The sequence below is a fragment of the Luteimonas deserti genome, from assembly GCF_013425765.1.
GTDB classification, from domain to species: Bacteria; Pseudomonadota; Gammaproteobacteria; order Xanthomonadales; family Xanthomonadaceae; genus Luteimonas; species Luteimonas deserti.
In genome coordinates this window covers 107,504-123,145 of record NZ_JACCJZ010000020.1, presented here as the reverse complement: position 1 = coordinate 123,145, position 15,642 = coordinate 107,504, and the positions used below count along the sequence as shown (strand labels likewise).

Genomic DNA, 15,642 nt, shown 5'->3' with positions numbered 1-15,642 from the left:
GCTTGGTGGTGACGTTATCCACGATGTCCTCCGAACTGCAGTCCAAAACGCCGCGCCACGCGCGCGAGAAAGCCGGTGGCCGGTGGCGGACCACCGCCTGGAGTGCCCTGGCGCGGACGCACCGTGGGCGCGACGATCTCGGCCAGTCCGCCGAGATGGGCGGCCGCGATGATCCGGGCCGCCTCGCCTGAAGGAATTCCGGTCATTCGCGCAAGGGCGTCCGCGTTGCATGCGCCGTGCAGCAGGCAGGCCATCGGCAGGATCCAGTGGGCCGGGATCGCTTCGATGTCGACCGCAGGCCACCCCCTCAAGGCGATCGCGTCATCGGACACCGACGCGAGGACCGGGATCTCCGCACGGGCCGCCGCCTGCCAGGCCACGCTCTCCAGCGGCATTGTGCGCAGCAGCCCGTCGATAGCGCCGGCCACCTCCGTGCGGGCAAGCGCCCGCACCTCCCAGTCGTCGCACGTCCAGGTGTCGGCGAACACGTCGGCGTCACCGTCCCCGGCGACGTGGACCACGCCACGTCCGCGATCGATCGCTGCGCGCATGCCGGCGCGCTGCACCAGCACCAGCCCACCGGCGGCCGCGACCTGATCGAACAGTGTCGGCGGTCCCTGCACGGATCGCGGGGGTTCCGACCGGGCGTGCGCGCGGGCATCGGGTTGCGATGGCGTCCCGTCGACCAGGAGCATGCGCAACCGTTCGAAGAGCTCCTTGACCGTCACGCCGTGGGCCAGCGCATCGGTCGCGCCGTCGGCATTCCGCGCGATGGCCAGCACCGTCACCCCGGCCTCGCGCGCTTCCCCGGCGGCGCGCAGGCCCCCGGCGTCGTCGAGCCCCGCCACCAGAAGGTGCGCGCGCGTGTCCGGCCAGTCCCCGAGATCGGCATGGACCCGCTCGGCCATGAGCAATGAACACGCCACCTTGAGGCGGGTCGTGTGCAGCAGATCGAGGCCGGCCTCGGCGATGCGCGCGTGCTGGAATCTGGACATGGTCTGGAGGCGGCCCGCCGCCCGCGGCGCACCACGGGCACCCGGATCGTGCCGGTGCTTACTTGAAGTCCAGCGTGCGCTCGAACGCCTTGAGCTCGTGACGCGCCATGGCCAAGTTCGATTTGGCCCGGTCCAGAACCACGTAGAGGAACAGCGCCGCATTGCTTTCCAGCGGGCGGATCAGGTGGTACTGGCTGTTGAGCGTGATCAGGATGTCCTCGATCGACTCGTTGAGTCCCAGCATCTTGGCGACGTTGCGCTTGGAACGGATGACTTCGGTGTTGCCTGCGGCCGCGACCTCGAGGTCGAGCGCACCGCCACCGAGAATGCCGAGTGCCATGCCGCTGTCGCTGTCGACGAGGGCCGCGCCGATGAAGCCGGCGATGCCGTTGAGTTGATCGAGACTGAAATTGCCTGCCATGGGATGTCCTTGGGGAGGTTGACGAAGGGATCGGAGAAAACGATGGGAACCGCTGATCCGGCGCGGATCAGATCAGTGGACGGATGCGGCTGGCACACTCGCGCGCCGCGAAGAGCAGCACGGCCAGGGTGGCGTTCGGGTCCCCGAGAACGGCCAGCGTGCAGGACCTGGTGCCGGTGACGCGGACGACCACCAAGCTGCCCTGCGCCGTGGACACCGTGGCGTGATCGGCGCCCGACATGCCCACTTCCCGGGCGAGCGTCTCGCCGAGGGTCAGGAAGGAGTTCGTCATGGCTGCGACGCGGCGTGGATCGAGGCGGGCGTGGGTCCAGTCCGCCAGTGCGCGGCCGTCGGCCGTGGACAGCAGAAGCATTGAAATGCCGTTCGCACGCGACTGGACACGTTCGAACTCGCCGCGGATCGCATCGACGTCGACCGGCGACTGCACGTTCCGCTCACTCATGCTGACGATCTTTTCGAGGGTGGCCTGCTGCACGGGAACCGCCTATTAAGGAACGGGACTGCAGTAAGCAGGGTCCATGCCAGAGATGATATGTGCCCGGTGACGGCATCCAAGGTGAACCGGTGTCGCAGATCGCCTGCGGCTGCCGCTGGTGCGCTCAAGGTGCCCTGCCGGGTCACCCTGCCGCGGACCGATGCCCGACGGCCCGCTTACTGCCCCGCCATCAACCGCAGGATCTGCCCCGTGAGATAGGCCACCAGCGTCCCGGTCGCGTAGCCGACCGTACCCAGCAGTACGCCGACCGGTGCAAGCGTGGGATGGAAGGCCGCCGCGATGACCGGTGCCGACGCAGCTGCGCCGACATTGCCCATCGAGCCCACGCCGACATAGAACAACGGCGCCCGGACCAGGCGCGCGGCGCCCCAGATCACCAGCACGTGCACACTCATCCAGATGACGCCGATTGCGATGAGCTCGAGCCGGTCGAACAGCTTGGTGAAATCCATCTGCATGCCGATACAGGCGATCAGGAAGTACAGGAACACCGTGCCGATCTTCGATGCGCCTGCACATTCGAGGACGCGGGCACGGGTGAAGCTCAGCCCCAGGCCCGCCGCCGTGGCCAGCAGCACCACCCAGACGAAGGCGGAGTCGAGACTGAGCTGCGCCGCCATCGCCACATTCGCGCCGAACAACGCCGCGAGCGGCGTCGCGACGGCGTGCGCCAGGCCGACCACGCCGAACGCCACGCCCACGATCACCATCAGATCGGTCAGGGTGGGGATGCGTGCGTTCGCGGCTTCATAGGCGGCCATGCGCGCCTTCATCTCGTCGATGGCGCGCGTATCGGCGCCCGAGCGCGCATCGATCTGCGCCGAGCGATGGGCCAGGAACAGCAGTGTCGCCATCAGTGCACTGGCCATGGCCACGTCGACCACCGCGAACTGTCCGAACAGCGTCGCGTCGACCTCGTAGACCTCGCGCATCGCCACCATGTTCGCGCCGCCGCCGATCCAGCTGCCGGCCAGCGCCGCCATACCACGCCAGGTGTCGCCGGCCACGGCCGCCGGCCAGACCCACTCCATCAGCTGGAACGAGACGATCGCGCCCAACACGATGCCCAGGGTGCCGGCCACGAAGACGAACAGCAGCTTCGGCCCCAGGCGCAGAATGCCCTTGAGATCGATGGACAGCGTCAGCAGCACCAGCGCGGCCGGCAGCAGCACCCGGCTCGCCACGGGGTTGTAGAGACTGCTGTTTTCGCCGTCGATCAACCCGAGCGTGTTGTAGAGGGCCGGCACGAAATAGCACAACAGCAGCGCCGGCACCCAGGTGAAGAACTTCTTCCAGAACGGGGTCGGGCCGCTCGCCAGCCAGAAGATGACACCCAGGGTGGCGGCGATGAGGCCGAACAGGACGATGTCACTGGTGATCAGCGCGGAGGAAGGCACGGTGGACTCGATCGCCATCGACTGGGTGTTCCGGGCAAGAAGGTGTCGGAAGGAGAACGGCCGGCGTAAAGCCGGCCGTTCCGAGGCGCTTACTGGCCGATGTGCTGCTCGAGCCAGGCGTTGACGGTGTCGTGCCAGAGGATGCTGTTGGCCGGCTTGAGCACCCAGTGGTTCTCGTCCGGGAAATACAGCAGCTTCGACTCCACACCCTTGCGCTGCAGCGCGGTGAACGAGGACAGGCTCTGGTCGACCGGAACGCGGAAATCGTTCTGCCCGGCGACCACCAGGGTGGGAGTGACCCACTTTTCGATATGCCGCGCGGGATTGAACTTCTCGTAGGCGCGCGGATTCGCCGCGACGGTGCCGCCGAACTCCCACTCGGTGAACCACAACTCCTCGGTCACCAGGCCCATCGAGCGGGTGTCGAACACGCCGTTGTGGTTGACCAGACACTTGAACGGCGCGTTGCCGCGACGGTCGAACCAGTTGCCGGCGATCCAGTTGACCATGTAACCGCCGTAGCTCGCGCCCAGGGCACAGGCCCGGTCGCCGTCGAGGAAGGCATAGCGTTGCTGGGCGGCGGCCCAGCCGCGCTTGAGGTCTTCCAGCGGTCTGCCGCCCCAGTCGCCGCTGATCGCATCGGTGAAGGCCTGGCCGTAACCGGTGGAGCCGTGGAAGTCGATCATCACCACCGCGTAGCCCTGACCCGCATAGGTCTGCGCGTTCCAGCGGTAGCTCCAGCCGTTGGCCATGCTGCCCTGCGGGCCGCCGTGGATGATGAAGGCGACGGGATAGGTCTGGCCCTCCTGGTAGTTCCAGGGCTTGACCACATAACCGTGCACCGTGGCGTTGCCCGCGCCGCGGAAGGTGAACTGCTCGGCTTCGCCGAATACGACGTCGGGGAGGCGTTCGCCCGCGGTTTCGGTGATCTTGCGCAGCGCCGCATCACCGTCGTCGCCCGTCCCCAGCGCCGGCAGCGACGCGGTGTAGAGCACGTCGCCGGTCTGCAGACTGTTGCGGGTGAAGGCGACGGTGTCGCCGGCCACCGCGAACGCGGAGACCGAGCCGTCCGCCACGAGCGGAGTCACATCTCCACTCGCGACGTCCACCCGGAACAAGGGGTACTGCCCGGTGTCCTGCGCGGCGACGTACAGGCTGCGCCCGTCGGCAGACGGCTTGAGGCTGCTCGGCGAGCGATCCCAGCGCGGTGCGATCTCGCGCGCGGTGCCGGTGGACAGGTCCATCGCCATCACCGCATACCGGTCGGCCTCGAAGCCGGGGCGCTTCATCGCGCGATAGAACAACGTGGCGCCGTCGGCGCTGAACACCGGCCCGGCGTCCCAGGCGGGGTTCGCCTCGGTGAGATTGACCGGCGCGGCGTCACCGACCGCATCGATGCGGTAGAGATCGAAATTGGTCGACCAGGGTTCCGTGCGGCCGGCGATGCGCACGCTGGCCACCAGCGAGCGCCCGTCCGGCGCCCAGGTGTAGTCCTCGGTGCCGCCGAAGGGTTTGGACGGAATGTCCCCGTCGAGCGCGTGGCCGAGGGCGCGCGCCGTCGTCAGTGCACGGCCGCGCGGCGCCGGCAGCTCGGCGACGAACAGGCGGCTGCGGGTGCCGTCGCGCCAGGTGTCCCAGTGGCGGACGAACAGCTGGTCGTAGACCACGCCGCTGGCCGCGGCGGCCTTGCGCTCGGCGTGCCGGGCCCGGGTACAGGCGAGGTCCGCGCCGCACTCGGCAAAGGTGTCGGCACTGAACGCCACGCGACGTCCATCGGGCGAGAGCCGGTAACTGCCGACGTCGACCGCCACGTCGGTGAGCTGCCGCGGCGTGCCGCCGGCGAGCGGCATCGCATACAGCTGCGAGCTGCCGTTCTTGGAACTCAGGAAGTACAGCGTCTGCCCGTCGGGCGAAAGCGACGGCGAGTTGACGTTCCAGCCCGCGGGCGTGACCCGGCGCGGCGGCGCCATGTCACGGGTCAGCAGATTGCGCGCATAGACCGCGGTCTCGGCCTTGCTGCCGTCGGCCTCGGCGCTGCGCTGCGCGAAGACCACCTGACGCCCGTCCTCGGACAGGACCGGCGAGGAGACCCTGTCGATCGAAACGAGGTCACGGACGTCCAGCCCCCGGGTCTGCGCGGCCAGGGGCAGCGCGGCGAGCAGGCACAGGGGCAACACGGCAAGACGCATGGACATGGCGCGGACTCCGGGCAAAGAGCCCGAATGGTAGGCCGCCCCGGCTGCTCAGGAAAGATGCGGATGGCGCTAGCGAGCAGCCCGCTGCCCGCCGAGGTGGCCGGCAAGGAAGTCGAGCAGCTGCGTGTAGTACGCACGCCTGTTCTCCGGCTGATAGAAGCCATGCCCCTCGTTCCTCACATACAGGGTCTCGACCGGCACACCTGCACTGCGCAGCGCGCGCTCCATCCGGCGCGTGTGCTCGACCGGTGCCACCTCGTCTTCGCCACCGGCGACCAGCAGCACGGGCGTCTTGATGCGGTTCGCGAGTCGCGTCGGCGACGTGTCGGCGAGTTGTTGCACATCAGTGCCCACCCACTCGTCGTACCAGCTCCGCACCCACCGCCCACCACCGCGCTCGTTGCCACGCATCAGTTGCAGGTCGTAGACGCCGACGTAACCCACGGCGCAGCGATAGAGCTCTGGTTCGCGCGCGACGCCCATGAGCGCCGCGTAGGCGCCATAACTGGCACCGTAAATGCAGATGCGTCCCGCATCGGCATGGCCTTCGGCAATGGCCCATCGGGTCGCATCGGTCAGGTCGTCCTGCATCGTGCGACCCCATTGACGGGCTCCCGCGGACTGGAAGCTCCGGCCGTAGCCACCCGAACCGCGGAAGTTGACCCGAAGAACGGCATACCCTGCCTGTGCCAGGAGCTGGGTGTCGCTGTCGAACTCCCACTCGTCGACGATTCCGAACGGCCCTCCGTGCGGGAGCACGACGAGCGGTGCAGGCTGACCCGGCGCCGCGCCCGCGGGCGTCGTGAGATACCCGTGCAGCGGCAGTCCATCGCGCGCCTGGAGCGTGATGGGCCGCATCGACGCCATCTGCGTGGGGTCCAACTTGTCCCGGCGCGCGAGTACGTACGACGCACTCTTGGCGACGGCGTCATAGACATAGAAGCTGCCGGGATCCACGTCACTGGTGGCCAGCAGAAGCTTGCTGCCGCCGTCGGAGGTGGCCGATGCAACCTCGATCGCGTGGTCCGGGAACGCCTCCGCGAGCATGCGCCAGAAACGCGCGTCTTCGGACTCCTGATCGAACATGACAAGACGGGGTTTGGTCCCGGGTATCGACGCTCCGACCGGAATGCCGGTCCCGGGACGGTAGATCACGTCGGGATCTCGGACGGCGTCACGGACCACCTCGCGCCGCTCGCCTGTCGCGACGTCGAACGCGATGATGGCGTCGGGACCTGCGGGCTGGGTCGCGCGCAGGTACGCAGTGCGTCCGTCCGCTGAGAAACCGAGAGGCAGCTCGATGCGCCCGGAATCGGCCTCCCGGTTGATCAGACGCCAGTCGCTGCCGCGCCCCTCCCGGTAATAGAGTTCGCTGAGGTTGTCGGCACGCGCGCCGGCTGCGAAGCGCACCTCGCCACTGCCGTCGGTGACGAACTCCGCACGCGGAACCGGCACAGTGGCTACCACAGAGCGGCGCCCGGTGTAGATCTCCATGCGCTCCACGCGCGTGTAGGCGTCGCCACCGAACGGGGAAACGCCGACGAGAACATGGCGCGGATCATGCCGCAGCATGTCGATCGGCCACGCGAAAACCAGCTCCTCTTTCGCGCCGGTGCGAATGTTCGAACCCAGGGTGGAAGACCGCACACGCTGTCCGACCAGCAACTGGGCGCGCGTGCCATCCACATTCATGGCGTAGAGCTCGCCAGTACGCAGCGGGAAATCGCGCGCGCCCCACTGTTCGCTCAATCCGAACAACAGCCTGTCGTCACTGGCCCACCAGAAATCCGCGATGTGGGTGTTCTTGGGCAGGGAGAAGCTGCCGACGATTGTCTGGTCCTTTCGATTCAATATCCCGATGACAGTGCGCCCGCCACTCGGAAGTGTCGCAGCGAAATACTCGCCGCTCGGCGAGATCTTGATGTTCTGGATGTTGTCCTCGGCCACGAACGCGGCCAGATCCACTTGCGCACGTGCGTTCACGCCGACCGCGCACGCCAACGCCAGAAACACGCTCAACACTCCCTTGCGGACCATTCTTCTCTCCTTGCGGTGGCGGTGACGTCCCCATGAGCGACGCCGCGTCGCCGATCCTAACGGCAGGATGCCCGGACGTCACGCCGTGCACGCAGCCCCTCACGGCTGCGCCCGCATCGGCAACGCGGGCTGGAGCTGCCTGTGCTGCGTCCAGGCGGCATTCGCGAATGCACCGGCATGTCTACGGACAAGCTGCGATTCTCTGTGCGGCGGACCAACTGTCGCGCCCAACGGGTCAGCGCACCGAAGTTGCTCGCACGGCCCGGCACGGCTGGCAATGTGCACCGGCGCTGAGGTGCGCGGAGTCGCTGCAGCGGCCGTCCAGAACGAGAGAGCCCCTCAGATCGGGGCTCTTGAGACACCAGCGTCTGCGAAGCTCCTCAGAACGGAATATCGTCGTCCGAGAAGTCGTCCATCGGCGCGGGCCGCTGCTGCTGCGGCGCGGACTGGCGCGACGGCGGCGCACTGCGCTGCTGCGGCGCATCGCCGCCGCCCGAACGCTGCGGCCGGCTGCCGCGATCGTAGTTGCCACCGCCCCCGCCGCCGCCCTCGCCGCGTCCGCCGAGCATCTGCATCTCGTCGGCGATGATGTCGGTGGAATACTTCTCCACGCCGTCCTGCCCGGTGTACTTGTCGTAGCGGAGCGACCCTTCCACGTAGACCTGGCTGCCCTTGCGCAGGTACTCGCCGGCGATCTCGCCGAGCTTGCCGAAGAACACCACGCGATGCCACTCGGTGCGTTCCTGCTGGTTGCCGTCCTTGTCCTTGCGCACGCTGGTGGTGGCGAGACTGATACGGGTCACGGCCATGCCGCCCTGGGTGTACTTGGTATCGGGGTCGTTGCCGAGGTTGCCGACCAGGATCACTTTGTTGATGCCGCGGGCCATGAGGAGTCCTTGGGAGTGCGCCGGTGCGCCGCCGGCGTGGGTTCGCGAACAGTGAAGTATAGCCGGGCGGTGACGCCTTCCGGCCGCCACGCCCCCCGGCGTGGGCGTCCGTCGCGCTCCGCTGTCGGGGCTCTCCTATAATTCCCGCGCTGACCGTCCCGGACACCGCATGAATACGATCTCCCCGCCCGCCCGGCTCGACCTGCCGGCGATCCAGGCCCTCGCCGCCGGCGACATGGCTGCGATCGACGCGCTGATCCGCGACCGCCTGGCCTCGGACGTGGTGTTGATCAACCAGGTCGCCGAACACATCGTCTCGGCGGGCGGCAAGCGCCTGCGGCCGATGCTGGTGATGCTGGCCGGCCGCGCGACCGGCACGATCGGTGCCGAGCACCACCAGCTGGCGGCGATCGTCGAGTTCATCCACACCTCGACCCTGCTGCACGACGACGTGGTCGACGAGTCCGACCTGCGCCGCGGCCGCAGCACGGCGAACGCGATCTGGGGCAATGCGGCCAGCGTGCTGGTCGGCGATTTCCTGTATTCGCGCAGCTTCCAGTTGATGGTCGAACTCGACCGCATGCCGGTCATGCGCATCCTCGCCGACACCACCAACCGCATCGCCGAGGGCGAAGTGCTGCAGCTGCTGCACGTGCGCAATCCGGACACCGACGAGGCGGCGTATCTCAACGTCATCGAGCGCAAGACCGCGGTGCTGTTCGCCGCCGGCACCCGGCTCGGCGCGCTGGCCTCCGGCGCGGACGAAGTCACGCAACAGGCGCTGTACGACTACGGCATGCAGCTCGGCTATGCGTTCCAGATCGCCGACGACGTGCTCGATTATTCGGGCGATGCCGACGCGCTGGGCAAGAACCTCGGCGACGACCTCGCCGAAGGCAAGGCCACGCTGCCGCTGATCCACGCCATGGCGCAGGCCACGCCGGAAGTGCAGGCACGCCTGCGTGAGGCCATCGAGACCGGCAACATCGACGCGTTGCCCGACGTGCTGGCCGCAATCGACGCCGCTGGCAGCCTCGACTACAGCCGCGCCCGCGCGTTCGAGTACGCCGAGGCGGCCGAGCGTGCGCTAGCCGGACTCGGCGACAACGACGCCGTCGCCGCGTTGCGCGGCCTGGCGCGCTATGCAGTCGAACGCGGGCACTGATGGCATTCGGCGCCGCGGAACGTGCGCTGCTGCTCGGTGCGAAAGGCGTCGGCCCGACCGTAATCTCAAGACTCGAACAGATCGGCTACAGCACGCTCGCGCAACTGTCGAAAGCCGATGCCACTGAAGTCACAGCGCAGGTCGCAGCAATGCTCGGCACGACCTGCTGGCGCAACAGCCCGCAGGCACGCGCCGCAATTTCGGCAGCGATCGACGTGGCGCTGTCGCATCGCGACGTTGCATAGGCCTGTCGTACACCATCATCCGCGCATCGCGTAGCCGCCCATGATCCCCAGCGGGGTGACGATCAGGATCACGAGCATCGCCACGCCCACCGGCTTGGCGAGATTGATCGTCCAGCCCAGCACGCGTGGGACCTTCGGCACCCACAGCCGGTCATCGTCCGCGGCGCGGTAGAGACCGAGCCAGCGCGGGCCGATCCAGTTGTCGGGGCTCTGCCAGGCGCGTGCATTGCGTTCGTTTCGATCCATGTCGACGTCCTGTTCGATGGGCGTCCAGTCTCGCAGCCCGGCCGCGCACGGAGACGGCAATCCGACGGAACGCGGAAAGCCGGCGACAGACCGAGCCTGCGGCGCGACCGACCACGCCGCGTCAGACGATGCCGATCCCCGGAATCGCCGTGATCGCGTCCGGATCGAATCCGCCCAGCGCGGCGAAATGGCGACCGCGCGCGGTGTAGTCGCGGTAGGCACCGAAACTCGGCGCGCCGGGCGACAGCAGCAGCGCGCCCTCGCCGTGCAGCGCCGCGCGTGCCTGCGCGACTGCCGATTCGAGATCGTCGGCGGACGCCAGCTCGAACCCGGCATCGCGCGCGACCGGGGCGAGCAGATCGAAGATGCGCGGGCCGTTCTGGCCCATCGTCACGATCGCGTGCGGCGCGCCGCTGCGCATTGCATCCGCGAATGCCTGCCAGTCGAGGCCGCGGTCGTGGCCACCCACCAGCAACGCGACGCGACGATCGCGATAGACATCGAGTGCGGCGAGGCTCGCATGCGGCGTCGTGCTGATCGAATCGTTGACCCACAGCACGCCATCACGCGTGCCCAGCGGCTGCAGGCGATGCGGCAGCGGCACGAAACCGGCAGCGGCCGCGGCCAGCGGCGCGGCGTCGATGCCCAAGGCTTCGATCGCGGTCAGCACACCGCAAAGATTGCCGCGGTTGTGCCGGCCGGGCAGCGGAAGACCCGATGTTTCAATGACCGCCGTGTCTCCGCGATGCAGGACGTCACCGCGCAGATGCCAGCCTTCCGGCGTGCCGAACCAGCGGATCTCGCTGTCCGGCAGCACCAGCGCGGCGAGCCGCGGATCATTGGCATTGAGCACGGCGATGCGCGGCCGCGCCCGCGTGACCAGCGCCAGCTTGTCATCGATGTACTGCGCCTCGCTGCCGTGCCAGTCGAGGTGTTCGGGAAAGATGTTGGTGACCACCGCGACGTCGGGCCGTACACCGCCGGCCGCGACATCGCCGGTCTGATAACTCGACAGTTCGATCGCCCAGGCGTCCGCCTGCGCATCGAGCAGCTTCAGCAGCGGCAGGCCGATGTTGCCCGCCAGCGCGGTGCGCAGGCCGTGCGCGCGCAGCAGATGGGCGAGCAGTGCGGTGGTGGTGCTCTTGCCCTTGGTGCCGGTGACGCAGACCGTGCCGGGCGCGATGGCGCCGGCAGCGGCACGTTCGGCGAACCACAGCGCTGTGCCGCCGATGAAACGCGTGCCCCGCGCAGCGGCCGCCATCGCCTCGGGCCGGTACGGGCTGATCCCCGGCGATTTGATGATCACGTCGAAGCGCGCCAGGTGTTCGCTGCTGGCCATCGTCTCGACCTGCAGCAACGGATCGCCGAGACCGCTTACTTCGGCCGTTTCGTCCGCCGTGCAGAACACAGTCAGCGGCAGTGCGACCGAATCCCGAATCCCGAATCCTGAATCCCGCGCGGCGCGCAGCGCCGCATACGCCGCGCGCCCTTCGCGGCCCCAACCCCACAGCGCGATGCGGCCGCCGTCGGCGGCGACCGCCTCAAGCTGCGAGATGCGCACGCAGGCGGTCCCACAGCGCGCCGGGAATGCGGTGCGCGTCGTCCTCGACGACCAGCAAGCCGGCCACATCCAGCTCGCCGACATCGAGCTGCGGTGCGATCTCGCGGGCGAAGCGCGCAACGATCGCGTCTTCGCGCCACTCCGGACGCTTCGCCAGCGCCGCCATCGCCGCGCGCGATTCGCGGCCTTCGCCGACGCATTCGAAGGGCTTGTGGTCCTGGTATTCGAGCAGGGCATCAAAGCCCGGTACCTGCGACGCGTCATCGAGCAGGTTGCGGCCGAAGATCGCCACTAGACGCGGCTTGGGCATGAACGGCGCGAGCGCCAGGAACACGAAATGGCACTTCGGGCAGATGCCGCACCAGCGGTTCACCGGCCGCTCGCCGAGCAGGTGGAAGTTGCGATTGCAGCTGGAGAAATGCGCATCGTAGCGATCGGTTTTCGCGAACTGGCGCGCGACCGCGAGTTCCGACAGCGGCCGCAGCAGCGAGTAGTAATGCAGGTCCGCGGCCACGCGCGCCTGCACGTGATCGCCGAACGCGCGCTCGAACGCCCAGCCCTTCGACCACTGGTGATTCACCTCGCGCGTCTCGCCGCCCGACGCATCCCTGATCAGGCTGCCGTAGCTGGCCGAGCGCTCGTTGGAGAACACCACCTGGTCCACGCCGTGCAGCACTGCGGCCAGCACGAGAATCGCCGAATTGATCGCGGTGACCGGGATGTGCCCGTTCCACGCGCCCTGGCGGTTGTACTCGAACAGTTCCGGCGCGATCTGGCGGCCGATGTTGAGCGTGGGCAGGCCGGTGCGCTCGGCGCAGACGCGGATCAGCTGCGAGCCGCCGATCCAGCTGACGGTCTGTTCGATGTCCAGCGCGCGCAGCGCTTCGATCGACACCAGCGAATCCTTGCCGCCGCCGATCGCGACCAGCGCATGCGTGCGCAGGCCGAGCGCGGGCGCTTCTGCATTCGCGGATGCGTCATGCGGAAAGCGGATCTTGCCGTGCAGGTCCAGGCCGTTGCGATACGCGAACTCGCCGAGTCCGTGCACGTACACGTCCTCGAGCAGCGCCGCGGTCTCGGCATCGATCGCATAACCCTCGATGCGGATGTCCGTCGGCACCGCGGCCTTGTAGTAGCTGACGCCGGCGATCAGGTGCAGCAGACGCAGTGCCTGCGTCGCGGCTTCGGTACGCGCGGCGTCGAGTTCGAACGGCGCGCCCGGCACGGTCACGGTTTCGATCAGTTCGGGGCCGTCGTCGAAGGCGTAGCGCAGGCGCGCGACGCCGGTCGCGGCGTCGAGATCGCAATCGATGAAGCGGAAACTGCGGACCGCATTGCGGTCGAAGACGACACTCATTCCAGAACATCCTGCTGCGGCAGCTGCCGCAGGTTGTAGGTATTGGCCATGACGAAGCCGTAGGCGCCGGCGTCGGCGATCAGCACGGTGTCGCCTTCGCGGGTCGCGGCCGGCAACTTGCGGCGCGTGCCGAACACGTCGCTGGATTCGCAGATCGGGCCGACGATCTCGACCGTCGTCTCGTCCGCGTCGTCGAGCCGGGTCAGGTTGTGGATGCCGTGCCAGGCGTCGTACAGCGCCGGCCGCATCAGGCTGTGCATGCCCGCATCGACACCGACGCGGCGCGTGCCCAGCTTGTCGACGACCTGGGTCACGGTCGTCAGCAGCACGCCGGCTTCGGCGACGAGATAACGGCCCGGCTCGATCGCCAGGCGATAGCGCGGGTACTCGGCCTTGATCGCCGCCAGGCCCGCCGCCCAGGCCGGGATGTCGAACGGAACGTCGTCGGGGCGATACGGAATCGGCAGCCCGCCGCCGATGTCGATCGTGTCGACGGTGCCGACCGCATCGGCGAACCCGGCCAGTTCGGCATAGACCTCGCGCCAGTGCGCGACGGTCTCGATGCCGCTGCCCAGATGCGCGTGGATGCCGGTGATGCGCGCGTCGACCTCTTCGGCCGCGATCAGGAACGCATCGAACGCGCCCAGCGGCAGGCCGAACTTCGACGCCGCGCCGCCGGTGACGACCTTGGCGTGGTGGCCGTCGCCGCGGCCCAGATCGAGACGCAGCCACAGGTCGCGGCCGCGGAACACCTCGGGCCAGCTGCGCAACGCTTCGACGTTGTCGACGGTCACGGTGACGCCGCGTGCGTAGGCAGCGGCGTATTCGACACGCGGCGCGAAGCTCGGCGTGAACAGCACGCGGCTGGGTTCGAGATCCGGCAGCACCTCGAACACATGTTCGAGCTCGCCCTGCGACACGCATTCCAGACCGAAGCCGGCCTCGACCAGCGTGCGCAGGATCGCCGGATGCGGATTGGCCTTGATCGCGAAGAAACGGCGGTCGATCGCATCGGCCGTCGACAACGCAGCGGCGCGCTCGCGCACGGTCGGCAGGTGATAGACGTAATGCGGCCGGCCGGGCTCGGCCAGCGCCAGCAGCGATTCGCGCGCGCCCTGCCACCACTGCGGCGCACGTTCGCGGCGGCCATGCGCGATCTCGCGCCAGCTGGGGCCGAACACCGTGTCGTCGTGCACCGGCATCGCGCCGCTGTCGATCAGCTCGGCATGCAGCACCGGCAGCAGACCGTCGGCGTCGGCCTCGTCGATGACGAAGGTCAGGTTGAGATCGTTCGACGACTGCGAGATCAGGTGCACGCGTTCCTTGCCGAACGTGGCCCAGACATCCGACAGCTTGTGCAGCAGCGAGCGCATGCCGCGGCCGACCAGGGTGATCGCCGCGCATGGGGCGATGACCTTGACCCGGCAGATCTCGGCCAGATCGTCGCTGAGTCGCGCCAGCACGTCGGTGCTGACGAGGTTCTCGCTCGGATCCAGCGACACGGTGACATTGGTCTCGGACGAGCCGATCAGATCCACCGACAGGCCGTGGCGCTTGAAGCGCTCGAACACGTCGGCGAGGAAGCCGACCTGCTGCCACATGCCGATGCCTTCCATCGACACCAGCACAATGCCGTTGCGGCGGCTGATCGCCTTGACGCCCGGCACCGGCTCGGCGCTCGCGTCGATCGCGGTGCCCGGCAGGTCCGGGCGCTCGGTGTCGAGGATCGCCATCGGCACACCGGCATCGCGGCAGGGCTTGATCGAACGCGGATGCAGCACCTTGGCGCCGGTGGTCGCGATTTCCTGCGCCTCGGCGTAATCCAGCCGTGTGAGCAGGCGCGCATCGGGCACATCGCGCGGGTTGGCGCTGAACATGCCGGGCACGTCGGTCCAGATCTCGACGCGGCGTGCGCCGAGCAGCGCGCCGAAGTAGGCGGCCGAGGTATCGGAACCGCCGCGCCCGAGGATCGCCGTGCCGCCATCGCCGTGACGGGCGATGAACCCCTGGGTCAGCAGCATCCGCGGCGCCTGACCCGCGAACCGCGCGCGCCAGTCGCCGTCGGGTTCACGCTTGCAGTTCACCGACAGCCGCGACGCCCAGTCGCTCTGGTTCGGCAGCGCCACCGCGGTGAGCCAGTCGCGCGCATCGCACCAGCCGAAATCCAGGCCCTGCGCCGCGAGGTAGGCCGCGCCGATCGTCGACGACAGCAACTCGCCCTGCCCCAGCACCTCGGCCTGCCAGTCCAGCGTGCGCGTCGCCGCGCGCGTATCGGTGACCAGCGCCTGCAGGGCGGCGAGGCGCGGGCCCAGCACCTGGTCGACATCGAGATCGAGTTCCGTGGCGAACGCGCGGTGCCGCTCGACCAGCGCCGCGCCGCGCGTGCCCGCATCGGCCGCGCCATCGGCGATCGCGGTGAGTTCGTTGGTCACACCCGACAGCGCGGACACCACCACCAGCACACGTGCCTGGTGCTCGTCCGCGCGCCGTTTCGCCAGCCGACCGATGGTGTCCCAGCGGTGGCGACGCGACACCGAGGTGCCGCCGAACTTGAGCACGATCCAGCGATCGACAGGGAGAGAGGACATCGTGGGCGGAATCTCGGAGAAATATCGACAG

13 protein-coding genes are annotated in these 15,642 nt (G+C 68.5%); 2 read left to right on the top strand and 11 right to left on the bottom strand.

Annotation, left to right across the window (positions count from 1 at the left end):
- Positions 1 to 14: 14 nt before the first annotated feature.
- From H0E82_RS13165 to H0E82_RS13135, 7 genes are all read right to left on the bottom strand, one after another.
- Entirely contained in the window at positions 15 to 995 is a 981-nt protein-coding gene (locus H0E82_RS13165; RefSeq protein ID WP_180545914.1) for a hypothetical protein, read from the bottom strand.
- Positions 996 to 1,053: 58 nt separating this feature from the next.
- Positions 1,054 to 1,416: a roadblock/LC7 domain-containing protein gene (locus H0E82_RS13160; RefSeq protein WP_180545913.1), complete on the bottom strand. Its 363-nt coding sequence runs from the start codon at positions 1,414 to 1,416 to the stop codon at positions 1,054 to 1,056.
- A 67-nt stretch (positions 1,417 to 1,483) separates the two neighbouring features.
- Entirely contained in the window at positions 1,484 to 1,912 is a 429-nt protein-coding gene (locus tag H0E82_RS13155) for a roadblock/LC7 domain-containing protein (RefSeq protein WP_180545912.1), read from the bottom strand.
- A 176-nt stretch (positions 1,913 to 2,088) separates the two neighbouring features.
- Positions 2,089 to 3,348 carry a DUF819 family protein gene (locus H0E82_RS13150; RefSeq protein ID WP_180545911.1) on the bottom strand — a complete coding sequence of 420 codons (1,260 nt, stop codon included), beginning with the start codon at positions 3,346 to 3,348 and terminating at the stop codon, positions 2,089 to 2,091.
- A gap of 71 nt (positions 3,349 to 3,419) precedes the next feature.
- Positions 3,420 to 5,525, bottom strand: a complete 2,106-nt coding sequence (locus tag H0E82_RS13145; RefSeq protein ID WP_180545910.1) for a dipeptidyl-peptidase 5 — start codon at positions 5,523 to 5,525, stop codon at positions 3,420 to 3,422.
- 69 nt (positions 5,526 to 5,594) lie between these two features.
- Positions 5,595 to 7,562: a S9 family peptidase gene (locus H0E82_RS13140; RefSeq protein ID WP_180545909.1), complete on the bottom strand. Its 1,968-nt coding sequence runs from the start codon at positions 7,560 to 7,562 to the stop codon at positions 5,595 to 5,597.
- A 380-nt stretch (positions 7,563 to 7,942) separates the two neighbouring features.
- Positions 7,943 to 8,449, bottom strand: coding sequence for a single-stranded DNA-binding protein (locus H0E82_RS13135; protein ID WP_180545908.1), 507 nt, complete (start codon positions 8,447 to 8,449; stop codon positions 7,943 to 7,945).
- Positions 8,450 to 8,618: 169 nt separating this feature from the next.
- On the opposite strand from H0E82_RS13135, the gene H0E82_RS13130 reads away from it, so the two are divergent.
- Both H0E82_RS13130 and H0E82_RS13125 read left to right on the top strand, forming a co-directional pair.
- Entirely contained in the window at positions 8,619 to 9,614 is a 996-nt protein-coding gene (locus H0E82_RS13130; RefSeq protein WP_180545907.1) for a polyprenyl synthetase family protein, read from the top strand.
- Positions 9,614 to 9,859: a helix-hairpin-helix domain-containing protein gene (locus H0E82_RS13125; protein WP_180545906.1), complete on the top strand. Its 246-nt coding sequence runs from the start codon at positions 9,614 to 9,616 to the stop codon at positions 9,857 to 9,859. The genes H0E82_RS13130 and H0E82_RS13125 overlap by 1 nt, the downstream gene beginning before the upstream one ends.
- Positions 9,860 to 9,874: 15 nt before the next feature.
- Here H0E82_RS13125 and H0E82_RS13120 read toward each other — a convergent pair whose 3' ends face one another.
- The 4 genes from H0E82_RS13120 to H0E82_RS13105 form a co-directional block, all read right to left on the bottom strand.
- A complete protein-coding gene (locus H0E82_RS13120; protein ID WP_180545905.1) occupies positions 9,875 to 10,105 on the bottom strand; it encodes a hypothetical protein in 231 nt (76 codons plus the stop codon).
- 121 nt (positions 10,106 to 10,226) lie between these two features.
- Positions 10,227 to 11,666, bottom strand: a complete 1,440-nt coding sequence (gene murD, locus H0E82_RS13115; protein WP_328797030.1) for a UDP-N-acetylmuramoyl-L-alanine--D-glutamate ligase — start codon at positions 11,664 to 11,666, stop codon at positions 10,227 to 10,229.
- The gene (gene murL / locus H0E82_RS13110; protein ID WP_180545903.1) at positions 11,647 to 13,023 is read right to left on the bottom strand and encodes a UDP-N-acetyl-alpha-D-muramoyl-L-alanyl-L-glutamate epimerase; all 1,377 of its coding nucleotides are present in this window, start codon (positions 13,021 to 13,023) and stop codon (positions 11,647 to 11,649) included. The genes murD and murL overlap by 20 nt, the downstream gene beginning before the upstream one ends.
- Positions 13,020 to 15,611, bottom strand: coding sequence for a bifunctional aspartate kinase/diaminopimelate decarboxylase (locus H0E82_RS13105; RefSeq protein ID WP_180545902.1), 2,592 nt, complete (start codon positions 15,609 to 15,611; stop codon positions 13,020 to 13,022). The genes murL and H0E82_RS13105 overlap by 4 nt, the downstream gene beginning before the upstream one ends.
- Positions 15,612 to 15,642 lie beyond the last annotated feature (31 nt).

Coding starts and splice junctions, on each gene's coding strand:
- H0E82_RS13150 (WP_180545911.1), bottom strand. CDS start 3,348: ATGGCGATCGAGTCCACCGTGCCTTCCTCCGCGCTGATCACCAGTGAC.
- H0E82_RS13140 (WP_180545909.1), bottom strand. CDS start 7,562: ATGGTCCGCAAGGGAGTGTTGAGCGTGTTTCTGGCGTTGGCGTGCGCG.
- H0E82_RS13145 (WP_180545910.1), bottom strand. CDS start 5,525: ATGTCCATGCGTCTTGCCGTGTTGCCCCTGTGCCTGCTCGCCGCGCTG.
- H0E82_RS13130 (WP_180545907.1), top strand. CDS start 8,619: ATGAATACGATCTCCCCGCCCGCCCGGCTCGACCTGCCGGCGATCCAG.
- H0E82_RS13160 (WP_180545913.1), bottom strand. CDS start 1,416: ATGGCAGGCAATTTCAGTCTCGATCAACTCAACGGCATCGCCGGCTTC.
- H0E82_RS13120 (WP_180545905.1), bottom strand. CDS start 10,105: ATGGATCGAAACGAACGCAATGCACGCGCCTGGCAGAGCCCCGACAAC.
- H0E82_RS13135 (WP_180545908.1), bottom strand. CDS start 8,449: ATGGCCCGCGGCATCAACAAAGTGATCCTGGTCGGCAACCTCGGCAAC.
- H0E82_RS13125 (WP_180545906.1), top strand. CDS start 9,614: ATGGCATTCGGCGCCGCGGAACGTGCGCTGCTGCTCGGTGCGAAAGGC.
- murL (WP_180545903.1), bottom strand. CDS start 13,023: ATGAGTGTCGTCTTCGACCGCAATGCGGTCCGCAGTTTCCGCTTCATC.
- H0E82_RS13105 (WP_180545902.1), bottom strand. CDS start 15,611: ATGTCCTCTCTCCCTGTCGATCGCTGGATCGTGCTCAAGTTCGGCGGC.
- H0E82_RS13165 (WP_180545914.1), bottom strand. CDS start 995: ATGTCCAGATTCCAGCACGCGCGCATCGCCGAGGCCGGCCTCGATCTG.